The 23,527-nt window shown below is 38.5% G+C and carries 22 protein-coding genes; 11 read left to right on the top strand and 11 right to left on the bottom strand.

Annotated features, from left to right (window positions below; genetic code table 11):
• The first annotated feature begins 21 nt into the window (after window positions 1-21).
• The 6 genes from PP182_RS20280 (at window position 22) to PP182_RS20255 (ending at window position 5,961) form a co-directional block, all read left to right on the top strand.
• Window positions 22-699 (top strand): succinate dehydrogenase cytochrome b subunit, encoded by a 678-nt coding sequence (locus PP182_RS20280; protein WP_272653077.1) that lies wholly within the window; start codon window positions 22-24, stop codon window positions 697-699.
• A gap of 12 nt (window positions 700-711) precedes the next feature.
• The gene (locus PP182_RS20275) at window positions 712-2,727 is read left to right on the top strand and encodes a fumarate reductase/succinate dehydrogenase flavoprotein subunit (RefSeq protein WP_272653076.1); all 2,016 of its coding nucleotides are present in this window, start codon (window positions 712-714) and stop codon (window positions 2,725-2,727) included.
• 34 nt (window positions 2,728-2,761) lie between these two features.
• On the top strand, window positions 2,762-3,508 hold the full coding sequence (locus PP182_RS20270; RefSeq protein ID WP_272653075.1) for a succinate dehydrogenase/fumarate reductase iron-sulfur subunit: 747 nt from the start codon (window positions 2,762-2,764) through the stop codon (window positions 3,506-3,508).
• A 70-nt stretch (window positions 3,509-3,578) separates the two neighbouring features.
• Window positions 3,579-4,055 carry a very short patch repair endonuclease gene (locus PP182_RS20265; protein ID WP_272653074.1) on the top strand — a complete coding sequence of 159 codons (477 nt, stop codon included), beginning with the start codon at window positions 3,579-3,581 and terminating at the stop codon, window positions 4,053-4,055.
• A 136-nt stretch (window positions 4,056-4,191) separates the two neighbouring features.
• Entirely contained in the window at window positions 4,192-4,737 is a 546-nt protein-coding gene (locus tag PP182_RS20260; RefSeq protein ID WP_272653073.1) for a type 1 glutamine amidotransferase domain-containing protein, read from the top strand.
• A 69-nt stretch (window positions 4,738-4,806) separates the two neighbouring features.
• Window positions 4,807-5,961 carry a methionine aminotransferase gene (locus PP182_RS20255; protein ID WP_272653072.1) on the top strand — a complete coding sequence of 385 codons (1,155 nt, stop codon included), beginning with the start codon at window positions 4,807-4,809 and terminating at the stop codon, window positions 5,959-5,961.
• On the opposite strand, the gene PP182_RS20250 is transcribed toward PP182_RS20255, so the two are convergent.
• The 10 genes from PP182_RS20250 to trhO form a co-directional block, all read right to left on the bottom strand.
• A complete protein-coding gene (locus PP182_RS20250) occupies window positions 5,958-7,109 on the bottom strand; it encodes a serine hydrolase domain-containing protein (protein WP_272653071.1) in 1,152 nt (383 codons plus the stop codon). The two genes, PP182_RS20255 and PP182_RS20250, sit on opposite strands and share 4 nt — an antisense overlap.
• 10 nt (window positions 7,110-7,119) lie before the next feature.
• Window positions 7,120-7,641: a GNAT family N-acetyltransferase gene (locus PP182_RS20245; RefSeq protein ID WP_272653070.1), complete on the bottom strand. Its 522-nt coding sequence runs from the start codon at window positions 7,639-7,641 to the stop codon at window positions 7,120-7,122.
• Window positions 7,642-7,654: 13 nt separating this feature from the next.
• Window positions 7,655-10,021: a S9 family peptidase gene (locus PP182_RS20240; protein WP_272653069.1), complete on the bottom strand. Its 2,367-nt coding sequence runs from the start codon at window positions 10,019-10,021 to the stop codon at window positions 7,655-7,657.
• A 178-nt stretch (window positions 10,022-10,199) separates the two neighbouring features.
• Window positions 10,200-10,568, bottom strand: a complete 369-nt coding sequence (locus PP182_RS20235; protein WP_272653068.1) for a hypothetical protein — start codon at window positions 10,566-10,568, stop codon at window positions 10,200-10,202.
• 514 nt (window positions 10,569-11,082) lie between these two features.
• Window positions 11,083-11,739: a CoA transferase subunit B gene (locus PP182_RS20230; protein WP_272653067.1), complete on the bottom strand. Its 657-nt coding sequence runs from the start codon at window positions 11,737-11,739 to the stop codon at window positions 11,083-11,085.
• A gap of 3 nt (window positions 11,740-11,742) precedes the next feature.
• The gene (locus tag PP182_RS20225; protein WP_272653066.1) at window positions 11,743-12,444 is read right to left on the bottom strand and encodes a CoA transferase subunit A; all 702 of its coding nucleotides are present in this window, start codon (window positions 12,442-12,444) and stop codon (window positions 11,743-11,745) included.
• A gap of 110 nt (window positions 12,445-12,554) precedes the next feature.
• The gene (locus tag PP182_RS20220) at window positions 12,555-14,897 is read right to left on the bottom strand and encodes a penicillin-binding protein 1A (protein WP_272653065.1); all 2,343 of its coding nucleotides are present in this window, start codon (window positions 14,895-14,897) and stop codon (window positions 12,555-12,557) included.
• A 4-nt stretch (window positions 14,898-14,901) separates the two neighbouring features.
• Window positions 14,902-15,387, bottom strand: coding sequence for a gliding motility lipoprotein GldH (locus tag PP182_RS20215; protein WP_272653064.1), 486 nt, complete (start codon window positions 15,385-15,387; stop codon window positions 14,902-14,904).
• Window positions 15,380-16,561, bottom strand: a complete 1,182-nt coding sequence (locus PP182_RS20210; protein WP_272653063.1) for a PSP1 domain-containing protein — start codon at window positions 16,559-16,561, stop codon at window positions 15,380-15,382. The genes PP182_RS20215 and PP182_RS20210 overlap by 8 nt, the downstream gene beginning before the upstream one ends.
• Before the next feature lie 154 nt (window positions 16,562-16,715).
• A complete protein-coding gene (gene trhO / locus PP182_RS20205; protein WP_272653062.1) occupies window positions 16,716-17,747 on the bottom strand; it encodes an oxygen-dependent tRNA uridine(34) hydroxylase TrhO in 1,032 nt (343 codons plus the stop codon).
• A gap of 343 nt (window positions 17,748-18,090) precedes the next feature.
• Between trhO and recA the strand changes: the two genes are divergently transcribed.
• From recA to PP182_RS20185, 4 genes are all read left to right on the top strand, one after another.
• Complete coding sequence (gene recA, locus PP182_RS20200) at window positions 18,091-19,098, top strand: recombinase RecA (RefSeq protein WP_272653061.1); 1,008 nt, start codon at window positions 18,091-18,093, stop codon at window positions 19,096-19,098.
• 79 nt (window positions 19,099-19,177) lie between these two features.
• Window positions 19,178-19,597 carry a hypothetical protein gene (locus tag PP182_RS20195; RefSeq protein WP_272653060.1) on the top strand — a complete coding sequence of 140 codons (420 nt, stop codon included), beginning with the start codon at window positions 19,178-19,180 and terminating at the stop codon, window positions 19,595-19,597.
• Between the two features lie 23 nt (window positions 19,598-19,620).
• Window positions 19,621-20,184 carry an RNA polymerase sigma factor gene (locus PP182_RS20190; protein ID WP_272653059.1) on the top strand — a complete coding sequence of 188 codons (564 nt, stop codon included), beginning with the start codon at window positions 19,621-19,623 and terminating at the stop codon, window positions 20,182-20,184.
• Between the two features lie 34 nt (window positions 20,185-20,218).
• Window positions 20,219-21,688: a hypothetical protein gene (locus tag PP182_RS20185; RefSeq protein WP_272653058.1), complete on the top strand. Its 1,470-nt coding sequence runs from the start codon at window positions 20,219-20,221 to the stop codon at window positions 21,686-21,688.
• A 9-nt stretch (window positions 21,689-21,697) separates the two neighbouring features.
• On the opposite strand, the gene PP182_RS20180 is transcribed toward PP182_RS20185, so the two are convergent.
• The gene (locus PP182_RS20180; protein WP_272653057.1) at window positions 21,698-22,444 is read right to left on the bottom strand and encodes a lysophospholipid acyltransferase family protein; all 747 of its coding nucleotides are present in this window, start codon (window positions 22,442-22,444) and stop codon (window positions 21,698-21,700) included.
• Window positions 22,445-22,517: 73 nt separating this feature from the next.
• On the opposite strand from PP182_RS20180, the gene trpS reads away from it, so the two are divergent.
• A complete protein-coding gene (gene trpS / locus PP182_RS20175) occupies window positions 22,518-23,486 on the top strand; it encodes a tryptophan--tRNA ligase (RefSeq protein WP_272653056.1) in 969 nt (322 codons plus the stop codon).
• Window positions 23,487-23,527 lie beyond the last annotated feature (41 nt).

Here is a 23,527-nt window from a genome sequence, read left to right as displayed (position 1 = left end):
TGTAAATAAAATAATCAACTAATGAGCGGATTTTTTAAATCTTCGATAGGTAGAAAATATGCGATGGCACTTTCAGCCTTTTTCTTAATGATATTTCTACTTCAACACTTTGCCATTAACATCTTATCGGTTTTCAGCGCAGATGCTTTCAACGAAGCTTCGCACTTTATGGGAACTTTTTGGATTGTACAATACATATTTCAACCCATTTTAATTTTTGGTGTTGTCTATCACTTTGTAATGGGTTTCATTCTAGAGGCCAAAAATAGGAGTGCACGAGTAAAAAAATACGCCAAAAACAATGGTGGAGCCAATTCGTCTTGGATGAGCAGAAATATGATTTATTCCGGCTTGGCCATATTAGCATTTTTAGTTTTACATTTCATTGATTTCTGGATTCCTGAAATCAACACAAAATATATTCAAGGGGACATGTCGGGGTTATTGGCAGATGGAGAAGGATATCGTTATTATGAAGAGCTTACTCATAAATTTGTTAGTCCTTTAAGGGTAGGCGCTTATGTTATTGCCTTTGTGTTTTTATCCCTTCACTTGTTGCACGGGTTCAGTTCTGCGTTTCAATCTGCAGGAATCAGCTCCATGAGAAAGAAGAAACTACAAACTTTTGGTAAGGCATATGCAATCGTATTGCCGTTAGGGTTTATCATAATTGCTCTTTATCATCATTTTAATCATTAATACCAAATACTTATGTCTGTATTAGACTCAAAAGTACCTAAGGGTCCGTTGAAAACAAAATGGACCGACTATAAGGACCATATTGATCTTGTAAACCCTGCCAACAAACGTAACATCGACGTGATCGTTGTGGGTACAGGGCTAGCAGGTGGTTCTGCAGCTGCTACATTGGCAGAATTGGGATATAATGTAAAAACATTCTGTTACCAGGATTCCCCGCGTAGAGCACATTCAATTGCTGCTCAGGGGGGTATTAACGCCGCTAAAAATTATCAAGGTGATGGTGACTCTGTTTACAGGTTATTTTACGATACTGTTAAAGGTGGTGACTATCGTTCAAGGGAAGCCAATGTGTATCGCTTGGCCGAAGTTTCTGCAAATATCATTGACCAATGTGTAGCACAAGGTGTCCCTTTTGCCCGTGATTATGGTGGTCTTTTGGATAACCGTTCTTTTGGTGGTGTACTGGTTTCGAGAACCTTTTATGCCAAAGGGCAAACAGGTCAACAATTATTGTTAGGGGCCTATTCTGCTATGAACAGACAGATAGCCAGGGGTAAGATTACTCCTTTCAACCGACATGAAATGCTGGATGTGGTGAAGGTAGACGGTAAGGCAAGAGGTATTATTGCAAGGGATTTGGTCACTGGACAACTTGAGAGGCATTCAGCACACGCTGTAGTTATAGCATCAGGAGGATATGGAAATGTTTATTTCCTTTCAACCAATGCCATGGGCTCAAACGCAACCGCTGCTTGGAAAATACATAAAAAGGGGGCATTTTTTGCCAACCCATGTTATACTCAAATTCACCCAACTTGTATTCCTCGTTCTGGGGATTATCAATCCAAATTGACATTAATGTCAGAATCCTTACGAAACGATGGTAGGATTTGGGTACCTAAAAATATAGAAGATGTAAAGGCAATTCGTGAAGGCCGCAAGAAACCAACGGATTTAAGTGAAGACGAAAGGGATTATTACTTAGAGCGCCGTTATCCGGCCTTTGGTAATCTTGTCCCTAGAGATGTTGCCTCCAGAGCTGCCAAAGAAAGATGTGATGCTGGATACGGGGTAAATGCTACGGGTGAGGCCGTGTATCTTGATTTTGCTTCTGCAATTATCCGTTACGGTAAGGAGCAAGCGCAAATTCACGGTATTAAAAATCCGTCAGAGGCCAAAGTTTATGAATTAGGAAAAGGAATCGTAGAAGCAAAATATGGAAACTTGTTCCAAATGTACGAGAAAATCGTTGACGAGAATCCTTATGAAACTCCAATGATGATTTATCCTGCGGTACACTATACTATGGGTGGTGTTTGGGTAGATTACAATTTAATGACAACGATACCTGGTTGCTATGCAATTGGCGAAGCTAATTTCTCTGACCATGGCGCAAACCGTTTAGGTGCTTCCGCACTGATGCAAGGTTTGGCGGATGGTTATTTTGTCTTGCCCTACACCATTGGAGATTACTTGTCCAAGGAAATACGTACTGGTGAAATCCCCACCGATACCACTGAGTTTGAGATAGCCGAAAAATCAGTCAAAGAGCGAATAGATTTCTTTATCAACAACAAAGGAAATCACTCGGTAGACTATTATCATAAACGTTTAGGAAATATCATGTGGAACAAATGTGGTATGTCCAGAAATGCTGAAGGGCTTAAAGAAGCTGCTGAAGAAATTAAAGCCCTTCGTGAGGATTTCTATAAAAACGTTAGTGTTCCCGGTACGGCAAATGAACTGAACAGCGAATTGGAAAAAGCTGGCCGTGTTGCCGACTTCCTAGAACTAGGCGAATTGTTCGCAAAAGATGCATTGGTACGTGAAGAATCTTGTGGAGGGCATTTTAGGGAAGAATCTGTTGAACTAGATGGTGAACAAAAAGGTGAGGCCAAACGTAAGGATGCCGAATTTGCATTTGTTTCGGCATGGGAATATAAGGGCGAGCCTTTCGATGCTATTTTACATAAGGAGCAGCTAGAATTCAACGAAATAGAATTAAAACAAAGAAGTTACAAATAGGAGTTTTTAAACACTGCTATAAAAACTAAAAAATATGAATCTGACTTTAAAAATTTGGAGACAAAAAGGACCGAAAGATAAAGGTTCCATGGTCGATTATAAAGTTTCGGAAATCTCTGAACACATGTCCTTTTTGGAAATGATGGATGTCCTTAACGAGCAATTGATCAACCAAGGAGAGGAGCCTGTTGCCTTTGACCACGACTGTAGAGAAGGGATTTGTGGTTCATGCTCCATGTTCATCAATGGCGAAGCTCATGGACCTGATCGCGGTGTTACTACGTGTCAATTACATATGCGAATGTTCAAGGATGGAGATACAATAACAATCGAACCTTTTAGGGCCAAGGCCTTTCCTGTCATAAAGGATTTGGTAGTGGATAGAAGTTCCTTTGATCGTGTACAACATGCCGGGGGTTACATTTCCGTAAACACCTCTGGTAATACACAAGATGCGAACGCCATCCCAATCTCCAAACATGCCGCTGACGAGGCTATGGACGCTGCAACATGCATTGGCTGTGGTGCCTGTGTTGCTAGTTGTAAAAATGCTTCTGCCATGTTATTTGTTGGTGCGAAAGTTTCACAGTACGCCTTATTGCCTCAGGGTCGTATCGAAGCTGTTGATCGCGTTAAGAACATGGTTGCACAAATGGACTTGGAAGGGTTTGGCAATTGTACCAATACAGGTGCTTGCGAAGTTGAATGTCCTAAGGGTATCTCCTTAGAAAACATTGCCCGAATGAATAGGGAGTATCTAACCGCAAATATTAAAGACTAAGTTTTTTATAAAATCATAATGTTTTTTAAAATCCCACTCCTTTCGGAATGGGATTTTTTATTTTTAAGTGATGTCCAAAACATATTCCAAAGAACGTATCATAGTACCTCGGTTTAACGAGGAAGCTGGTTTTTATACTACACCCCAGCGTTCCAAAATTATGAGCAAGATAAGGGGCAAAAACACAAAACCTGAAATGGCTTTTAGAAAAGCTCTTTTTGCTGCAGGATATAGATATCGCATTGACTATAAAAAGCTGATTGGTAAACCAGATATCGCCCTAAACAGATACAAAACGGTAATCTTTATCGACGGAGAATATTGGCACGGGTACAACTGGGAAGAAAGAAAACCCAAGATTAAGACCAACCGGGATTTCTGGGTTGCAAAAATAGAACGCAATATGCAACGTGATGAGGAGGTCAATGAAGAACTGGAACTCATGGGTTATACCATTTTCAGATTTTGGGAAAGTGAAGTAAAAAAAGAGTTGGATAGATGCCTTACCGAAGTGCTTAAGCATTTGAAGGATTTTAAAAACGAATAAAAAATTCTCAACAAAAATAGTTTAAGAGACCTTTAACCTTGCAAACCCTTTATTTAATAAGGCATTAACGCACATTGGGCTATCATTTTCCTATATTAAATATGAAATAAGTTATTAACCTAAAAAACTAAATATAATGAAGAGGATTGCAATTTTAGCAACACATGGATTTGAAGAAAGTGAATTAAGATCTCCCAAGGAAGCTATGGAAAAAGAAGGTTTTGCGGTAGATATTGTAAGCCCGGAATCCGGCGAAATAAAAAGTTGGTCGAACGGAAACTGGTCTAACAGTTATAAAGTAGATAGAACATTAAGTGAAGTTAATGCAAAGGAATACCATGCCTTAATGTTGCCAGGAGGTGTGCTAAATCCCGATACCCTAAGAAGAAATGAGGATGCACTCATTTTAGTTCGTGATTTCTTTAGCATGAAAAAACCGGTAGCAGCGATTTGCCATGCCCCTCAGCTATTAATAAGCGCTGATGTGGTTAAAGGCAGAACACTGACATCGTTTAGCTCAATTAAAGATGACCTAATCAATGCCGGAGCAAAATGGGAGGATAAAGAAGTTGTTGTGGACAAAGGTTTTGTTACCAGTAGAAATCCACAAGACTTACCGGCCTTTAACTCAAAATTGATTGAGGAAATTAAGGAAGGTAAACATCAAGAGCAACATGCTTAATTTTTAGTTTAGTTGTTTATTAAAGCCCGGGGTTCGTTCCCGGGCTTTTTTATTTCTATTTTTATATAGATGAGCCCAGAAAATAAATTTACATCCAAACTTCCAAAAGTAAAGACTACTATTTTTACGACCATAGGTAAACTAGCTCGTGATCATGGAGCCTTAGACCTTTCTCAGGGTTTTCCCAACTTTGATGCAGACCCTAAACTAATATCATTGGTTAACCATGCTATGGAAAATGGTTACAACCAATATGCTCCAATGCAAGGTTATTATGGACTTAGAGAAATAATTTCTAAAAAAATAGAATCTTTACATGCACAATATTATCACCCAGAGCGTGAGATCACAGTAACGGTCGGGGCAACGCAGGCCATTTACACAGCCATTACAGCGTTTGTTCATCCTGGTGATGAAGTTATCGTGATTAAGCCTGCTTATGATTGCTATGAACCTGCCATTGAGGTTAATGGGGGAATACCTGTATTTCTTCAAACATCTGCTGATGATTATAAAATAGATTGGGAAGACTTCCAAAGAAAAATTACCAACAAAACCCGAATGGTCATCATCAATACTCCACATAATCCAAGCGGTAAAATTTTTACAAAGGAGGATATGTTACAGTTGCAAAGCATTTTAGAATCAACCGATATATTGGTTCTTAGTGATGAGGTATACGAACATATCGTTTTTGATAGTAAACAACATGAAAGTGTTTCTAGGTTTACCGATTTGGCCCAACGCAGTTTTGTTTGTGCCTCCTTTGGCAAAACCTTTCATGTTACCGGTTGGAAGATGGGCTACTGTGCCGCTCCTGCATATCTAATGGATGAATTTAGAAAAGTGCATCAATTTGCGGTTTTCTGTGTCCACCATCCTACGCAGCGGGCATTGGCTCACTATTTAAAAAATGCTGAAAGCTACTTGGAGCTCAATGATTTTTATCAAAAAAAGAGAGACTACTTTCTTAATGGCCTAACCAACAGCAAGTTTAACTTTAAACCTTCTGAAGGAACCTATTTCCAATTGCTTGACTATTCGAAAATTACAAAGGAAAGTGATGAAGAATTTGCCACTAGACTTATAAAGGAAGAAAAATTGGCCAGCATTCCCATATCGTCCTTTAATGTTAACGACAGGGATGATAAAGTCTTGCGTTTCTGTTTTGCCAAAAAAGAGGCATCACTTGAAAAAGCAGTTGCAATTTTAAGTGCACTCTAATCCAAAGCTTCCTTTAACTTGGTCATAAATTCACCAATTTTATTAGGTTCCAACCAACGGGTAACTATTACCATATCATTTTCCTTATCTACCACGATAAAATTACCGCCAAAACCAGCGGCGTAATAAATATTTTCGGATAACCCTTCCCAATATCGGTCCCCTTTTCTATTCAACCACCACATGTAACCGTAATTGACATTGGGTTCTGATGGCTTGATCGCTTGTTGAATCCAATTTTGGCTAATGATTTGTTCGTTTTTCCATTTACCGTCGTTAAGGAAAAGGAGTCCAAAACGTGCCATATCCTCCGTACTTATAAACATCCCCGCTCCCGAATGGCCCCCACCGGTAACCGATTTCATCTGTAGACCATCAATTTCTGTCCAAGCGTGATCATAACCATGCCACCTCCATGTAGTGCTCGCTCCAATTCGATCCATAACATGCTCTTTAAGGACTTGAGGCAACGGTTTTCTCCAAACATGTGTTAAGGCATAGGCGAGAACATTGACACGAACATCATTATATTCCATAAACGTACCTGATTCTTTGGGTTTTTCAAATTTCCAATCATCAATATCCCCTTCTCTTGGTGGCCGGTCGGCCCAATCCTTGCCTCCCCAAAGTTCTCCGGACCAAGCTGAATTTTGTTGTAATAAATGTTCCCATGTAATCTTTGAATTATGTTCCCCTCCAAAGGTACCGTCCCAAATATAATCCGAAGCTTTGTCCTTGGTGGAGGATATCAAGCCTTGGTCCAAAGCCAACCCAGCAGTAGTACTCAAAAAACTCTTGGTGACACTAAAGGTCATATCCACACGTTTGGTATCACCCCATCGTGCTATAACATATCCATGTTTAAGAATCATTCCAGCAGGACCGCCTCGTTTTTTTGTAGGTCCCAATATTTCATGAAACGGCTCTCTTTCAAATCCTTTTAAAATTGCAATTCTTAAGTCCCTTGAACCAGAGTACTCATTATCCTTCGCGAAATCTAAAGCTGCATTCAGTTTTTCTGAATCAATTTTAAAATCAGAAGAACTTTTTTGTTCCCATACGGCATTACGCTCTGGAAAGTAAGATTCTTGAGCTAATAATACCAAAGAATTAAAAAGTAAGAAAAGGGTAAAAATATGTTTCTTCATTATCATGTATTTATGATTTTATGTCTAAACGCATTAACCAATCTGTTTGTTCATCGCTACCAATAAAATAAGGGTGAGTTCCAAATTTATAGAAGCCGTATCGTTCATAGAACTTTATGGCCCTTTGGTTTTTTTCCCATACCCCCAACCAAAGGAACGACTTATGAGCCTTACTAACCTTACTTTTTACCCAGTCCAATATTTTTTTGCCCAATTGCTTTCCCTGAAACGCTTTCAGTACATAAATTCGCTCCAATTCCATACTATCATTACGCCTTATATCCGATTGGGCATCACTTTGGTTCAACTTAAAATAAGCGACCAATTGACCCTTAAGGTACACGAAGTAAAACTCAGTATTGGGGTTCGTTAATTCAGTATGTAACTGTTCCCTGGAAAATGCCTGATCGATATATGTATTAAAATCATCAGGATTGTTCTGCTCCTTGAACGCATGTACAAAGGTCATTTTAGAAACCGAAATCAAATGCTCTAGGTCCGATAATTGGCATGGTACAAAATCTAGTTTCATGCTACATCACTACTTAATCGGTCAATGTTTCCTGAAAAAGTTTATAGATTCGTTTATACTCATCTGTCCAACTACTAGGTTCTACAAATCCATGACGTTCTACAGGATAAACAGCCATTTCCCAATTCTCTTTTCCAAGTTCTATTAATCGTTGTGAAAGACGCACCATATCTTGGAAATGGACATTGTCGTCCACCATTCCGTGTAGTATTAAAAGTTTACCCTCCAGTCCCTCAGCAAAATAGATTGGGGAACTTCGCTTGTAAGCCAAGCTATCCGATGCTGGGGTATTCAAAATATGCGCAGTATATCCATGGTTATAGGCTGCCCAGTCCCCAACGGAGCGTATAGCCGCGCCTGCACTAAAGGTTTCCGGAGCGTTAAACATTCCCATTAGCGTGATGAAACCACCGTACGAACCGCCATAAATACCTATCTTTTCTGAATCCACACCATAGTTTTCTATCAAATATTTAGCCCCATCTACTTGGTCGGAAAGATCTTTTCCTCCCATATGACGGTATATTCCTGTGCGCCAATCTCGTCCGTAACCGGCACTTCCCCTATAGTCGATATCCATAACCGTATAGCCGTTATCCACTAAAAAGTTATGAAACATATATTCCCGATAATAAGAACTCCACCATTTATGTGCATTCTGAAGATATCCGGCACCGTGAACAAAAATTACGGCGGCGTCATTCTTTACTTCCGTTCTGGGCGTGTATAATCGGGCATGAACCTCTGCTCCATCCGATGCTGAAAAAGTAATAATCTCGGGGTCTTTCCAATCGTAATCACTAAATTCTTCAGTATTGGATTTTGTTATGTCCAAAGGCTCCGCACCTTTGTTATACAAAGGATTTTCCTGTAGGTAAAGTTCAGTGGGTTTGTTGGAATAGGAATAAAGAATGGCCATCTGTTTCTCATCTGGAGAAAGTGTAACATCGTTTCTTCCCTCCCATTGGGTCAATTGCTGCATCTTTCCTCCTTTTAAGGGCATTGTATAAAATTGACGGTCCCCAGGATGGTTTTTATTCGCGGTAAAATACCAACGTTTTTTATCCTTAGCTATAAATGGGTCATAGATTTCAAATTCACCCGAGGTTATGGCTTTTTTGTTCTCCCCGTCCATATCCATGGTATATAGGTGAGCGTATCCTGTTTTTTCCGATTTGTACCAAATCGTTTTTTCATCTGGCATCCAGCCCAAGTCACCACCATCAAACCATCCTGTAATTCCGGGTCCAGCAATCCAAGCATCGTCATGTTGACGGTCTAATTGTGTTATGGTACCCGTTTCAGCATCAAGTAAAACAAGCCACCGGTTCTTATAATTACTAGCCTGGATATCTAAAATGGCTTTATTCCCATTTGAATGCCATATAGGGCTGCTAATTCTACCCAAAGGGTTCTCATTCTCATAGACTTTGTCCGGATAATCCTGGGTAAACTTTGGAACATCGTACATGCCCTCCAGGCTATCCAATTTAACTTCGTAGTTCGTACGTTTTTGCGTATCATAAACGAACATTTCATAGATTGGCAGTTCATCGCCCACTTTAGTTCTAGTTGACTGCTCCTCTGTATAACCGGATTCCGTTACAAAATGCGGAACCATAGTTCTTTTATTCTTTTTGGAATCCATAAGTACGTAGGTGACATAACGACCACTTGGAGACACTGTTTGGTTGATAACACGTTTACTGCCAAAAACTATAGGTATAGGAGCAAATTTCTCCATCCTTTTACGGATACTTTCACCCAACTCCCTTTTCTCCTTACGTTCCCTAAGGACTCCAAAAAGTTCTAGTTGGTCTTGATAAAGCCATTCATCCTTACTGTTTCTTTTAGGGTCCTCATCTAACTTTTCTACAAAATCGGTTACTTGTTCAATGGTGCCTGTTGCCATGCTCCAGGTAAAAATATTCTGGTCGTTCACAAAGGCTACCTTTTTCCCATTATCTGTAAAATGTGGATTAGACTCCCGTTCCTTAGTATTGGTAATCGCCATGATTTTGGAGGTAGACTTATCCAAAACGAAAATATCACCATCCTTTACATAAATGGCTTTATCAATTGTAGGGTGGTCCGTTCTTCTAGTAGAGGGAAGCCTTTGTGCTTCTATATACGCTACCTTATCGATATTCTTTTTTGCGAGGTTGTAGTTATATAGGGAATCACTAAAGGCCATTTCAGGATTCCAATCAAAATAAACGGAAGAATTATCGGTTGCCCAAAAAACATTGGAAGGTCTATGACCAATAAAGTCGTAGCCTTTCATAATGTCCGCTATTTCTAAGGATGAAATATTAGGTTCTTGAGCGCTAGCTGTATGTATAGCTGCAAGACAAAAAAAGCTTAGTAGAAAGTGTCTCATTTGAAAATTCCTATTAATAGTAATTAAATCAATTCTTTTATGGATATAAAAATAGGGATATTTAAAGGGACTTAGTTCTTGATGTCTATAATTAAAAAAGGAGCAAATTTCTTTGCTCCTTTTATTGGCTTTGTGGCAGTTCTCCATCAAAACATAAGTAGGTAAATTATTGATGTATTCAATTTTGCCTTATGGCAAAAGGTTTTCCCGATAATCGGGACAAGTAAGTAATACCTTCTTCATTTTTAATTTTCACGGTATCTTCAGGAAAATCGGTACCTGGATAGGAAATGGTATAAACATTTCCGTCAAAGGACCATCTAAAATCTGTTAAATAGGTTACTTCTCCATTCCTATACCCATGAAACCTTCCTAGGTAAACATCATTAAAAATCCATTCTTCTTTATCGATTACCATATTATTTATGTTTGAGGCAGATTTAACCTTATTTTTCCAAATTCCAATAACAGGGTCATTGTTCACTTCTATTTTAGAACAGGAAACGATAAAAATCAATACTATTAAGTAGCTATATAGGCATTTCATAGTAGGTTAAGTTTTAAAGTGATTTGGGATACACCGATTAACTATGAAACAAAAATATGTAATCTTTTTCTTACATATTTTATTTTGTGGTAAAATCTATTTCTATTGTGGTGAACAGCGATAAAATTGTTATTTATCGTGACAACATCCACTAGGTATACACTGAAAGTCCCTACTGGATAATGAATTTACTGAAACAAAAAAGAGCAACTTGGGGAAGTTGCTCTTTTTAAAAATTTTTGGGCTTTGACTAAAGCATAAATAGTTTTTTGGTCAAGCGTACAAAACCACTAAGAAAATCATTGTGATATACTTGTACTTTTTCCTCTTGCGGAACGTAATTTTGGGAATCCATTTTGGTTAAATTTTGTCGTTTACTTTGGGGTTAATATCTGTCTATCGTAAATATAACAAAAAGGGATTCTTTCAATAAAAAAATGTTGTGAAGTTGTTCAGTAATGTTGTGAAATAATTAAAAAGAACAAATCTATCATCAAAACAAACCCAGGTATGGCTAGCTCATTTTCATTTCTGGTATATTTCCATTAATAATAAGATTGCCTTCAGTTACAGCTTTTATTTCCTCAACGGAAACACCAGGAGCTCGCTCTAATAAAATAAAACCTTTAGGGCCAACTTCCAGAACTGCCATATTCGTTACTATTTTCTTTACACATTTTACACCGGTAAGCGGTAGGGAACAGTTTTTAAGCAATTTGGATTGCCCAGCCCTGTTTGTGTGCATCATGGCCACAATAATATGCTCCGCCGAAGAGACCAGGTCCATAGCTCCCCCCATGCCCTTGACCATTTTACCAGGAATTTTCCAATTGGCTATATCCCCGTTTTCTGCAACTTCCATAGCTCCTAGAATAGTAAGGTCTACATGCTGCCCTCTTATCATGGAAAAGCTTGTTGCCGAATCAAAAAAAGAAGCTCCTGGAAGCGTCGTTATGGTCTGTTTTCCGGCATTGATTATATCGGCGTCCTCATCTCCTTCAAATGGGAAAGGTCCCATACCCAAAACACCGTTTTCACTTTGAAACTCTACACTAATATCGTCTCTAACGAAGTTGGCTACCAAAGTTGGGATACCAATCCCCAAATTAACGTAATAACCATCCTTTACTTCCTGTGCAATTCGCTTTGCTATTCCGTTTTTATCCAACATCTTTTAGTCTCTTTTTCTTACGGTTCGTTGTTCGATTCGTTTTTCATATCCTTCTCCCTGAAAAATTCGTTGCACAAAAATTCCCGGTACATGAATTTGATTCGGGTCCAATGACCCAGCAGGATGTAATTCCTCTACCTCAGCTACCGTTACCTTAGCCGCACCACACATACAAGGATTAAAATTCCGTGCCGTTCCCTTGAAAATTAAATTCCCTGCTTCATCCCCTTTCCAAGCTTTGACAAAAGCAAAATCCGCTTTAAAAGCTTCCTCCAACACATACATCTTCCCATTGAACTCTCTGGTTTCCTTTCCTTCCGCTACTTCTGTCCCATAACCTGCCGGGGTGAAAAATGCCGGAAATCCCCCCTGAGCAGCCCTACATTTTTCTGCTAGGGTTCCCTGTGGTGTCAATTCCACTTCCAATTCTCCACTAAGCATTTGCCGTTCAAATTCATCGTTCTCGCCAACATAGGAAGAAATCATTTTTTTTATCTGGTGTTTTTGAAGTAATAGGCCCAATCCAAAGTCGTCCACTCCTGCATTATTCGAAATACAAGTGATATCCTTTACGCCCAATCGAACTAATTCAGCAATAGCCTTTTCAGGAATACCACAAAGACCAAAACCTCCTAGCATAAAGGTCATTCCTTCCTTTACTCCCTTCAATGCCTCTTCAACACTTGGTACCGTTTTTCTAATCATATCTCTATTTAAATGTCTTATTACTAAAATAAGGTTTTTAAATTGAAAAAAATAAAAAGCCCCGGTCTTTACCGGGGCTTTATTCAAAGTAAATATTTGTTCCTTTATTGCTAAAAATCCAAGTCATTCAAATCATCTTCAATATCCGTATCCTTTTGCTGATCTTCCACAAATTTTGTACAATCGATCACTATGGACATATCTTCAGGTTCTTCAAAATCATCTTTTGAAATTCCCAGTTCTTCGTTTGCATAATTCTTTTTCATATAAAGTCCCCAAATAGGTAAAGCCATGGAAGCTCCTTGACCATACAAAATATTTTTAAAATGTATGGACCGATCATCACCACCTACCCAAACTCCGGTAACCAGATTGGGTACCATGCCCATAAACCAACCATCGCTATTATTTTGCGTGGTTCCGGTTTTTCCAGCAATTGGATTTGTGAGTTCATACGGATAACCTGTAATGATTTCTTTATAAACCGTATTATTTTTATTATAAGAATGACGTAGACGAGTACCTGATCCTCCTTGCGTTACCCCTTTCATTAATTCGACCATGGCATAGGAGACCTCCTTACTTAACACATCCTTAGTCTCTGGAACATACTCGTAAAGTACCGTTCCATTTTTATCCTCAATTCTGGTAACCATTACTGGTTTTACATAAACTCCTTGGTTGGCAAATGCACCATAGGCACCCACCATATCATAGACATTCGCATCGAGTGTTCCCAAGGCGATAGAAGGAACTTCAGGAATTTCTCCGGACATTCCCAAATTCTTGGCAATAGCTACGACCGATTTAGGCCCAACCTTATCTATTAATTGGGCGGTTACTGTATTAACCGAATTGGCCAAGGCATGCTTTAAGGTCATTTCTTTACCCGAATACTTAAAATCGGAGTTTCTAGGGCACCAAGCCTCCATATTTCCATGTTTTCCCGCCTCAATACAATATTGTGTATCCGGCAACATTTCGCAGGGAGATAACCTTAATTGGTCAATAGCGGCAGCATATACAAAAGGTTTAAAGGTAGACCCTACCTGTCTTGCACCTTGAATAACATTATCATATTGAAAATGCTTATAGTTGATTCCACCGACCCATGCTTTTACATGACCGGTCTGTGGTTCCATGGACATCATTGAAGCACGTAAAAAAGTTTTATAGTACCGTATTGAATCCAAAGGTGTCATGATGGTATCCTTCTCTTTGATATCGCTATTCCAATCAAACACCGTCATTTCCGTTTTTTTGTTGAAGGAGTTTCTAATTTCCTCTTCGGATTTACCGGCGGCTTTCATTTCTCTCCAACGATCTGAATTTTTCATGGCGCGTTCCATGATACCTTTTGTTTCTTCTGGAGTTAAGTCTGAAAATGGAGTGGTTGGATTCCTTTCCGGTGTATTTTGATTAAAAAATTCCGCCTGAAGGTTTTTCATGTGTTCATAGACGGCCTCCTCCGCGTTGGCCTGCATCTTAGAATCTATTGTGGTATAAATTTTTAGGCCATCCAAATAGATGTTCCATTTATCACGTTCCCCTTCCAAAGCAGGTTTTGGATTTTTACCAATCCAATTATTCATGTAACGCTGTAAATACATTCTAAAATACGTGGCCAGACCTTCCCTATGGTTCTCCGGATTATAGTTAAGGTCCATTTCCATTGCTTGTAAGGAATCCTTTTCTTCTTCCGTGATATAGTCATACTTTGCCATTTGGGCCAGAACCACATCCCTACGTGTCTTGACCATTTCTTCTCTTCTTAAAGGGTTGAAAAGAGAAGAGTTCTTGAACATGCCCACCAACATGGCAGATTCCTCTATTTTTAAATCCTTAGGTTCCTTTCCAAAATATATTCTGGCAGCTGATCGGATACCATCCGCATTATTCCCAAAATCATAAATATTAAAGTACATACTAATAATCTCCTCTTTAGTATAGCTGCGCTCCAATCTAGTTGCCAATACCCACTCCTTAACTTTCTGTTTTAAGGCGTCCAACTTACTTCTGGAACGGACTCCTACAAAAAGTTGACGAGCCAATTGCTGACTAATGGTACTGGCCCCTCCTCTTGTTCCCAAAAAGAAAAATGCCCTTACCGTTCCCCTAAAATCAATTCCGGAATGACTTTGAAATCTCGCATCTTCAGTAGCTACCAAGGCATTCACCAAATTATCCGGAAGATCTTCGTACTTAACATCCGTTCGGTTATCATCCAAATAAAACTTTCCCAATAAATTTCCGTCCGAAGAAATGATTTGAGAAGCTAAATTTGTCTGTGGGTTTTCCAGGTATTCGTAAGGAGGAAGTTCACCAAAAAAGCCCCAGGAAGCCGAAAGGAATATCAATGCGACAAATGCCACACCTGATACAAATAAAATCCAGAACCATTTAATAAACTTGGAAAAGTTAGAGTTACTTTTCTTCTTTACCGCTTTTGCCATGAGCTTAGGGATTATTTTTTGTTATTTCCAGTCCTACATCGGTAATACCTTCCAAAGCTATGATGCCCTGTACATTACCATTTTTTCGCATTGCATGTGAAACTTCTAAAGTATATACGCCAGAAGTGGGAAAAACGATGTTTTCCTTATACCATAATTTGTTTTCCTTTAAACTTCCCGAGCCTTTACCCAACCAGGTGCCGTCAGGTAATGCCATATTATACTCTAGCGTATCCTGCAGAACTTCTCCTTCCGGAGTACTTAAAGAGGTGATTAAAAAAAGATTACTGTAAGGGAAAGTATTGTCGTTTCTGACATTGATAAACAAATTATATTCCTGAACGGTATCCATTTCGGAGAAACTAAACTCCAAAACCTCCTCTTTATTCCAAACAGCACCGTTTAGGCTTTTATACTCTGAAGATACCACCTTGGAATTACAAGAGGAAAGAAACAAGATGATACACGTAAATAAAAAAGAACTACGCATTATTTTTACTCTTATTACGTTTTCGGTTTTTATTGCTGTTCTTTTTTCTGTTGCGGTTCCTATTTCTGTTAGACTTTTTCTTTGGCCTATCAAAACGAGTTAGGCTATCTTGTCCGACAACATTTTCAAAAACTACTTTATCCTCGATAATATTGTCCGCAGCATAAATTTCTAGGCTAGGAACTTTATCTTTTTTCTTGTTTTTCTCCAAGATTTCATTGACCTGGTCTTTGGATAGTACGTGCCAGTTGGCCGGGTCATCCTTATAAGAAAACCACAAGAGTTCCTTGAAAATATCGGTTTTTTGACAAAATGCCAATCCTTTTTCCGTGAAGAGCTTGGTATCCTGAGGGGGGAAATCCTTTAGAGCATCCAAGTAAACATCCAATTCGTAGTTTAGGCAACATTTTAGTTTACCACATTGCCCTGCCAATTTTTGGGGATTCAATGAAAGTTGTTGATACCGGGCGGCCGAGGTGCTTACCGATCTGAAATCCGTTAGCCAAGTGGAGCAGCATAATTCCCTTCCGCAGGAACCAATACCTCCTAAGCGCTGGGCCTCTTGTCTATAGCCAATTTGCCGCATCTCGATGCGTATTCCAAAAGCCTTTGCCATATCCTTTATCAACTGGCGAAAATCAACACGTTCCTCGGCGGTATAATAAAAAGTAGCCTTGGATCCATCCCCTTGAAATTCCACATCAGAAATTTTCATTTCCAACTTCAATATAATGGCAATCTCTCGAGATCTTTTCTTTATTTCTTCTTCTCTATTTCTACACTTTTGCCAAATATCAATATCCTTTTGTGTAGCCTTTCTGTAAATTTTTGGAAGTTCCTCTTTTGCAGGGTCTATTTTTTTTCGCTTCATCTGTACGCGAACAAGCTCACCGGTTAGGGTAACCATGCCCACATCATGACCAGACTGTGCCTGGGTAGCAACCACGTCACCTATGGAAAGTGTTAGGTTTTCCGAATTTTTGAAGAATTCTTTTCTACTATTCTTAAATCGAACCTCAACATATTCAAATGGACGCTCTCCATTGGGGAGCGACATGTTTGAAAGCCAATCAAAAACAGTTAATTTATTGCAACCATCTGTACCGCAAGTACCATTATTCTTGCATCCCTTTGGTTGTCCATCCTTACCGGTAGAACAACTACTACAACCCATATTATATATATTGATTTGAATAAATCCCAAATGGATTTACCAAACTAGGTTCATAAAAAATCTTATGGTAAAGATAACGAAATAATATGCGAAAAAAAGAGCACTATATCCCCATTTGTAGGCGAATTCAAAAATCGCTAGGTTACCTACTATCCTATTTCTTGAACTTGAGTACTTCCGACCTACCCTTTTTAAAAATTTTGTTACTTACCACTTTCCCCTTCCGAAGTGCTTTTTGTTCCTCGTAAGGCAAACCATGTATTTCCTTACAATTGTCCGAACAACAATTGTTCATCCTTTCGGCACATTTTTTACATTGAATGAACAATAAATGGCAGGCTTCGTTCGCACAATTAACATGTTCATCGCAAGGCTCTCCACATTGGTGGCATTGGGCAATAACATGTTCACTTATGCGCTCTCCGCGACGGTGATCAAAGACAAAGTTCTTACCTCTAAATTTATTTTCCAGTTTTTTTTGCTCTACTTGCCTAGAATACTCAATAATACCTCCTTCTAACTGATAAACTTGTTTAAATCCCTTATGCTTGTAATAAGCACTTGCCTTTTCACAACGGATTCCTCCGGTGCAATACATGACCAACTTCTTATCTTCCTTATGGTCGGCCAGGTCTTTTTCAATAATATCCAATGAATCTCGGAAAGTATCCACATCGGGAGTTACTGCATTTTTAAAATGACCTATTTCGCTTTCATAATGGTTTCGCATATCGACAAGTACGGTATCAGGGTCCTCTATAAGTTCATTAAATTTCTCCGCACCTACATGTATTCCTTTGTTCGTCACATCAAATGTTTTATCGTTCAATCCATCCGCAACAATTTTATGACGGACCTTTACTTTCAATTTTAAGAAAGACATATTGTCCTGCTCTATAGCAATATTCAAACGAACATTTTCCAGAAATGAAATACTGTCCAAGAACTTTTTGAACTCTTCAAACTTCTCTGCGGGAACGGATAGTTGCGCGTTGATGCCTTCATGAGCCACGTAAATTCGACCTAGGACATCCAATTCGTTCCAATGAATAAACAAATGATTTCTAAAAATGGCAGGATTGCCAATGTGTGCATATTTATAGAAAGAAATGGTCAAACGCTCTTGACCAGCCTTTTCAATTAGGGCGGCTCTTTCCTTTGCACTTAAGGTATTGTACAGTTGCATGCTATACTAATATTTTAAGATTACAAATTAGAGCGACAAAGATATAACTTTCAATTAGAATCTGGGTTGGGGAGAAATTTCAAAAACATCAAACAAAAAAAGTCCCGAATTCTCGGGACTTTTCATTTGACCATTCCTGTTTTTCCTCTTCACAGCACTATTTGAGTTAGTTTATAAAGGAGATAGTCAGTAAAAAACTTTGACACCAAAATCGTTGAGTTAACCAATTTTTAACCCTGAACTTTTTAATTAGATAGATAAAGTCGCAAAAGGTTGCGTAATAAAACTCAATATTCTTTTTTACGAAAAGAAATACTAATTTAGCGTTCCTAAAAAACACATAATGAGTTCCGAAAAAGAAGCCAAATTAAAAGCCCTAAAACTAACCTTGGACAAACTGGATAAAACCTATGGAAAAGGTGCGGTAATGAAGATGGGAGATAGTGTTGTTGAAGATGTAGAAGTTATTCCATCGGGATCACTTGGTTTAGACATAGCCTTGGGCGTTGGTGGCTATCCACGCGGAAGGGTTATCGAAATTTACGGACCTGAATCTTCCGGTAAAACAACCTTGACCTTACATGCCATTGCAGAGGCTCAGAAAAAGGGTGGAATTGCCGCTTTTATTGATGCCGAACACGCTTTTGACCGTTTTTATGCCCAAAAACTAGGGGTAGATATAGATAATCTAATTATTTCCCAACCGGATAACGGTGAACAAGCCTTGGAAATTGCGGATAATCTAATCCGATCTGGAGCTATCGATATTGTAATTGTGGATTCGGTAGCCGCATTAACGCCCAAGAGTGAAATCGAAGGTGAAATGGGAGATTCCAAAATGGGCCTACATGCGCGTTTAATGTCACAGGCGCTTCGAAAATTGACAGGTTCTATAAGTAAAACTCACTGTACCGTTGTATTCATCAACCAATTACGTGAAAAAATTGGTGTAATGTTTGGAAATCCGGAAACAACTACGGGTGGTAATGCATTAAAATTCTATGCTTCTGTGAGGTTGGACATTAGACGGTCTACCCAAATAAAAGATACCGATGGTAATGTAAAAGGTAACAAAACCAGGGTAAAAGTGGTTAAAAATAAAGTAGCCCCACCATTTAAGACCACGGAATTCGACATTATGTACGGTGAAGGAATCTCTAAAGTAGGAGAAATAATTGACCTAGGTGTGGAGTATGAAATCATTAAGAAAAGTGGTTCTTGGTTTAGCTACGGAGATACCAAACTTGGACAAGGTAGGGATGCGGTTAAAACCCTTTTATTGGATAATCCCGAATTATTGGAAGAGCTTGATGGTAAAATACGGGATGCCATTAATGCCCTTAATCAATAAAAATTACGCCTTCCCTAAAAAATAGGGAAGACACGCAACCATTAAGGTAAATTTTCATCTTTCTTAGAAAAGAAATATAATGATGAGGAAAAAATTTACTTTAGTGGTTGTCTTGTTTTCACTGCTATTGGGAAGTTGTTCCATTGAAGAGGATGAACCCAATTTTTACTTTACATCTTTACCTATCAATAGTGCAGAACTTCCCGAAGCCTTCAGCTTAAATCAAACCTATCAAATTAATGTAACCTATTCTTTGCCTGATGGATGTACCCAATATGAAGGGTTTGATGTGACCCAAGAAGATACAACCGTAAGAAATGTGGTTGCCGTAGGAGTTGCAATGACAGATTTGGTATCTTGTACCCAGGTGGTAACCGAAGAGGAGGCTTCGTTTAACTTTATTGTTAAATATAACCAACCCTATACTTTTAGATTTTATCAAGGTGAGAATAACGAGGGAGAGCCTGAGTTTTTAGAAGTAGTGGTTCCCGTAAACTAAATGCTTATAATATAACCGACCGAGTGTCTTTAGAAGAACTGGTACATAAATGTAAAAAAGGAGAACGTAAAGCTCAGGAGCTATTGTACAGACAATATGCAGGAGTACTCTATGGAATCTGTTTAAAGTATTCCCGAAATAAAACAGAAGCCGAGGATAATCTACACGATAGTTTTATGACCATTTACGAAAAAATAGGGCAATATAAGTCTAAAGGTTCCTTTGAAGGTTGGATTAAAAGAATTACGGTAAATACGGTATTACAAAAATATAGGAGAGAAGAGTATTTGAGTGTTGTTAATGAAAATACTCCGGAGGAAGTAACCGTGGAATCCAACTATGAGGATATTGGGCTCCAGACATTGTTGAAATATATACAAGAATTGCCCAATAAATATAGAGCTACCTTCAATTTGTATGTTTTGGACGGATATACCCACAAAGAGATAAGCGAGCTTCTGGGAACTTCCGTAGGAACATCAAAATCCAACTTGGCACGTGCAAGAATGTTATTGAAGGAAAAGATTGAAATTAAAGTATCCCAGTCCATTATTGGACTGGTTATAGTATTTGGAAACTGTTTATGATTTCTAAGAAATCATAAAATATGAGTATTACGAGATGAGTAAAAAAAGTTTAGACAAATTGTTCCAAGAGAAATTTTTGAATTTCAAGGAAACCCCGGATGAAAAGGTTTGGAGTTCCATTGAAACCTCACTGAACAAAAGAAAGAAAAAAAGAATTATTCCCATTTGGTGGCAATTGGGAGGTATTGCTGCTCTTTTAGCTATCGGGTTATTGTTTTTTAATCCTTCTGACGGAGTAACAGTTCCGGAGGATGATGGCATTACCAATATTGAGCAAAAGGATAATGAATCCCCTGCCAATGATTTGGATAAAGTTCAAAAGATTCCAAATGATAGCGAAATTACATCGGAGAAAGTAAAGCCCGATGACACTAACGCTGATAGCCAAATAGCCAAATCATTGAAAAATAAAGATGTTGTTACACCTAAAAAGAAAAAAGCCAATAGTTTTATTCAAGAATCAAATGATACAAAAGACTATAAAGCAACGAATGCCAATCTTGCTTCACAAGAACAGTCCTTTGATGATTCTGATGACCAAAGCGAGACCATACATAACGTAATCAAAGAGAATAGTAAAAATTCCGGACTTGCTTTGGAAGAGAGTACCAATAAAAATATCGACAATACGAATAGTTTAATTAACAGTACTACTGAAAATTTAAAGGGCAAGGAAAAAGAAGTTACTAAATCGAATGAAAAAATTAATCTTAAAAAATCCTTGTTTGATGAGCTCGATAGAAAAGACGATGAAGAAACCGCGGTAGTCGGAAAATCCGGAAAAAGATGGTCTGCCGGACCAAGTATTGCCCCCGTTTATTACGATGCCATGGGAAAAGGTTCGCCCGTAAGCCCCATGTTCAGTTCCAATTCAAAATCTGGAAACATAAATTTGAGCTATGGGGTAGCCATAGCCTACGAGATTAGTCCAAAATTCTCCGTACGTTCGGGAGTCCATAAAGTAGATTATGGTTATAATACCAATGACGTGTATTTTACTTCGTCAATTTCAGCATTAAGTCAAGGCCAGATTTCGAACATTAATTATGCAGAAACGTCAGAAAACTTAGTGGTATCAAGCAATAACGCAACCTTAAACTCATCTAGTAAATCTTTTGATGTATCGGCAAAGAATGTAAATAAATCAGGGGTTATGGCACAACAATTGGGATATTTGGAGGTTCCCGTTGAGCTTAGCTACGCTTTAGTAAACAACAAGTTTGGTTTGAACGTAATAGGAGGAGTAAGCTCATTATTTCTTGTAGATAATGCAGTGGATTTAACTTCGGGCAGTTTAACTACCCAGATAGGGGAAGCCAATAACGTAAACGATTTAAACTTTAGTGCTAATTTCGGGATTGGTCTAGGATATCAATTTTCACAAAACCTAAGATTGAATATTGAACCTGTATTTAAATATCAGTTAAATACTTTTTCCAATGTAGATGGCACCTTTAATCCTTATTCTGTTGGAGTTTATAGCGGCCTTAGCTTTAAATTCTAAAATCGCTTTTTAGCTTACAGTAGAAATAAGGTCATTATAAATAATGTCCCTGACTTCTTCACGTAATGTACCCTTATCTTCTTCATCGAGTATTCCGGTTTCAAAAAACTCATGAACCCTAGCTCTTACCCTGCCTGGTCCTCCACTGAAAAAAGTAAAGGAAAATCGCTTTTTGTTATCAAAAAAGGTAATGGGTACCAAAGGTATCTTATGTGCTATCGCCATTTTAAAAGCCCCATCCTTAAAGTTGTCCAACACAATGTGCTCATCATCCGGCACACCACCTTCTGGAAAGATACATATGCTTAAACCTTGATGTAGTCTTTTTTGTGCCCTACGATATACCCCGGTTCTGCTTTGGGTACTATCCCTATCGACCATTATACAGACCCTCTTGTAAAAAAAACCGAAAACAGGAATCTTCACCAATTCCTTTTTGCCGACAAATACGAAGGGGTTTCTGCTGACGTACAACATCAACATAATATCTAACATACTTGTATGATTGGCCACCAACATATAACTTTTACCATTTACCAACTTTTGATCATACTTCACTGTGGGAGGGCATCCCATGCCAAATAAAATTGTTTTTGCCCATAGGTTTCTGGCCATCCAAAAAAAGTAGGGGTACCATTTCTCCCTTGAAGCAAACAGCAATAGAAAAGGAAAAAATATAAAAATTGGAATGGCAACCAAAACGTAAAACCAAATACGATAGAACGTTTGACCTATTCGCCTCAATAATTTTAACATAAATCAAAAGTAGGTATTCTGCCATTGTTTTTTTCGATTTGTTTTACCTTTGTCTACTTAGAGAATATAGCAAATGGCAAGAATTTTAACGGGTATCCAAAGTACAGGGACCCCTCATTTAGGTAACATCCTTGGAGCAATTATCCCAGCCATAGAAATGGCAAGCAATCCTAAAAATGAATCTTTTCTTTTTATCGCGGATATGCATTCACTCACCCAAATTAAAAACGGGAAGGAACTGCGAAATAATACATATAGAACTGCAGCCACTTGGCTTTCCTTTGGACTGGATATTGAAAAAACCGTTTTTTACAGACAAAGTGACGTACCCCAAGTCACGGAACTATCCTGGTATTTGAGTTGTTTTTTTCCATATCAACGTTTAACCTTGGCCCATTCTTTTAAGGACAAAGCCGATAGGTTGGAAGATGTAAATGCTGGCCTTTTTACCTATCCTATGCTGATGGCAGCCGACATTCTACTTTACGATGCGAATATTGTTCCAGTAGGGAAAGATCAAATGCAGCATTTGGAAATCACCAGAGACGTTGCACATCGCTTTCACACTCAATTGGGGGAAACCTTTATTATTCCAGAAGGAAAAGTACAGCAAGAGACTATGTATATTCCAGGAACCGATGGCGCCAAAATGAGCAAAAGCAAGGGAAACCTTATCGATATCTTTCAAACGGATAAAAAATTGCGCAAACAAATTATGGGGATACAAACAGATAGTACGCCCATGGAAGAACCAAAGGACCCATCTAGGGACAATGTATTCGCTTTATACAAAATCTTAGCCAGCCAACCTCAAATTGAGGAAATGTCTGCAAATTATTTAGGAGGCAATTATGGATATGGACATGCCAAACAGGCACTTTACGAGGTTATTCTCAATAAATTTGAAGAGCCCCGTGAAAAATTCGAATATTATATGAACCATTTGGAGGAAGTGGATGAAGCCTTGGCCATCGGCGCAGAAAAGGCCAAAAAAGTGGCTCATGGAGTATTGGAAAGGGTCAGAGGGAAATTGGGTTATTAATTAAGAGTGAAAACTGCAGCAGATTAGGTAACCGACCTTTC

Source organism: Maribacter sp. PR1 (assembly GCF_028464145.1).
In the GTDB taxonomy this organism is placed as follows: domain Bacteria; phylum Bacteroidota; class Bacteroidia; order Flavobacteriales; family Flavobacteriaceae; genus Maribacter.
Note: the sequence above shows the minus strand (reverse complement) of the source record. Positions and strands in the feature narration are given on the sequence as shown.

Bases quoted from the DNA above. Each gene is read 5' to 3' on its own strand.
- PP182_RS20180 (WP_272653057.1), bottom strand. From the start codon at position 22,444: ATGTTAAAATTATTGAGGCGAATAGGTCAAACGTTCTATCGTATTTGG.
- PP182_RS20245 (WP_272653070.1), bottom strand. From the start codon at position 7,641: ATGAAACTAGATTTTGTACCATGCCAATTATCGGACCTAGAGCATTTG.
- PP182_RS20275 (WP_272653076.1), top strand. From the start codon at position 712: ATGTCTGTATTAGACTCAAAAGTACCTAAGGGTCCGTTGAAAACAAAA.
- PP182_RS20235 (WP_272653068.1), bottom strand. From the start codon at position 10,568: ATGAAATGCCTATATAGCTACTTAATAGTATTGATTTTTATCGTTTCC.
- trpS (WP_272653056.1), top strand. From the start codon at position 22,518: ATGGCAAGAATTTTAACGGGTATCCAAAGTACAGGGACCCCTCATTTA.
- PP182_RS20210 (WP_272653063.1), bottom strand. From the start codon at position 16,561: ATGGGTTGTAGTAGTTGTTCTACCGGTAAGGATGGACAACCAAAGGGA.
- PP182_RS20255 (WP_272653072.1), top strand. From the start codon at position 4,807: ATGAGCCCAGAAAATAAATTTACATCCAAACTTCCAAAAGTAAAGACT.
- PP182_RS20195 (WP_272653060.1), top strand. From the start codon at position 19,178: ATGATGAGGAAAAAATTTACTTTAGTGGTTGTCTTGTTTTCACTGCTA.
- recA (WP_272653061.1), top strand. From the start codon at position 18,091: ATGAGTTCCGAAAAAGAAGCCAAATTAAAAGCCCTAAAACTAACCTTG.
- PP182_RS20215 (WP_272653064.1), bottom strand. From the start codon at position 15,387: ATGCGTAGTTCTTTTTTATTTACGTGTATCATCTTGTTTCTTTCCTCT.
- PP182_RS20220 (WP_272653065.1), bottom strand. From the start codon at position 14,897: ATGGCAAAAGCGGTAAAGAAGAAAAGTAACTCTAACTTTTCCAAGTTT.
- PP182_RS20260 (WP_272653073.1), top strand. From the start codon at position 4,192: ATGAAGAGGATTGCAATTTTAGCAACACATGGATTTGAAGAAAGTGAA.
- trhO (WP_272653062.1), bottom strand. From the start codon at position 17,747: ATGCAACTGTACAATACCTTAAGTGCAAAGGAAAGAGCCGCCCTAATT.
- PP182_RS20265 (WP_272653074.1), top strand. From the start codon at position 3,579: ATGTCCAAAACATATTCCAAAGAACGTATCATAGTACCTCGGTTTAAC.
- PP182_RS20250 (WP_272653071.1), bottom strand. From the start codon at position 7,109: ATGAAGAAACATATTTTTACCCTTTTCTTACTTTTTAATTCTTTGGTA.
- PP182_RS20280 (WP_272653077.1), top strand. From the start codon at position 22: ATGAGCGGATTTTTTAAATCTTCGATAGGTAGAAAATATGCGATGGCA.
- PP182_RS20185 (WP_272653058.1), top strand. From the start codon at position 20,219: ATGAGTAAAAAAAGTTTAGACAAATTGTTCCAAGAGAAATTTTTGAAT.
- PP182_RS20270 (WP_272653075.1), top strand. From the start codon at position 2,762: ATGAATCTGACTTTAAAAATTTGGAGACAAAAAGGACCGAAAGATAAA.
- PP182_RS20230 (WP_272653067.1), bottom strand. From the start codon at position 11,739: ATGTTGGATAAAAACGGAATAGCAAAGCGAATTGCACAGGAAGTAAAG.
- PP182_RS20240 (WP_272653069.1), bottom strand. From the start codon at position 10,021: ATGAGACACTTTCTACTAAGCTTTTTTTGTCTTGCAGCTATACATACA.
- PP182_RS20225 (WP_272653066.1), bottom strand. From the start codon at position 12,444: ATGATTAGAAAAACGGTACCAAGTGTTGAAGAGGCATTGAAGGGAGTA.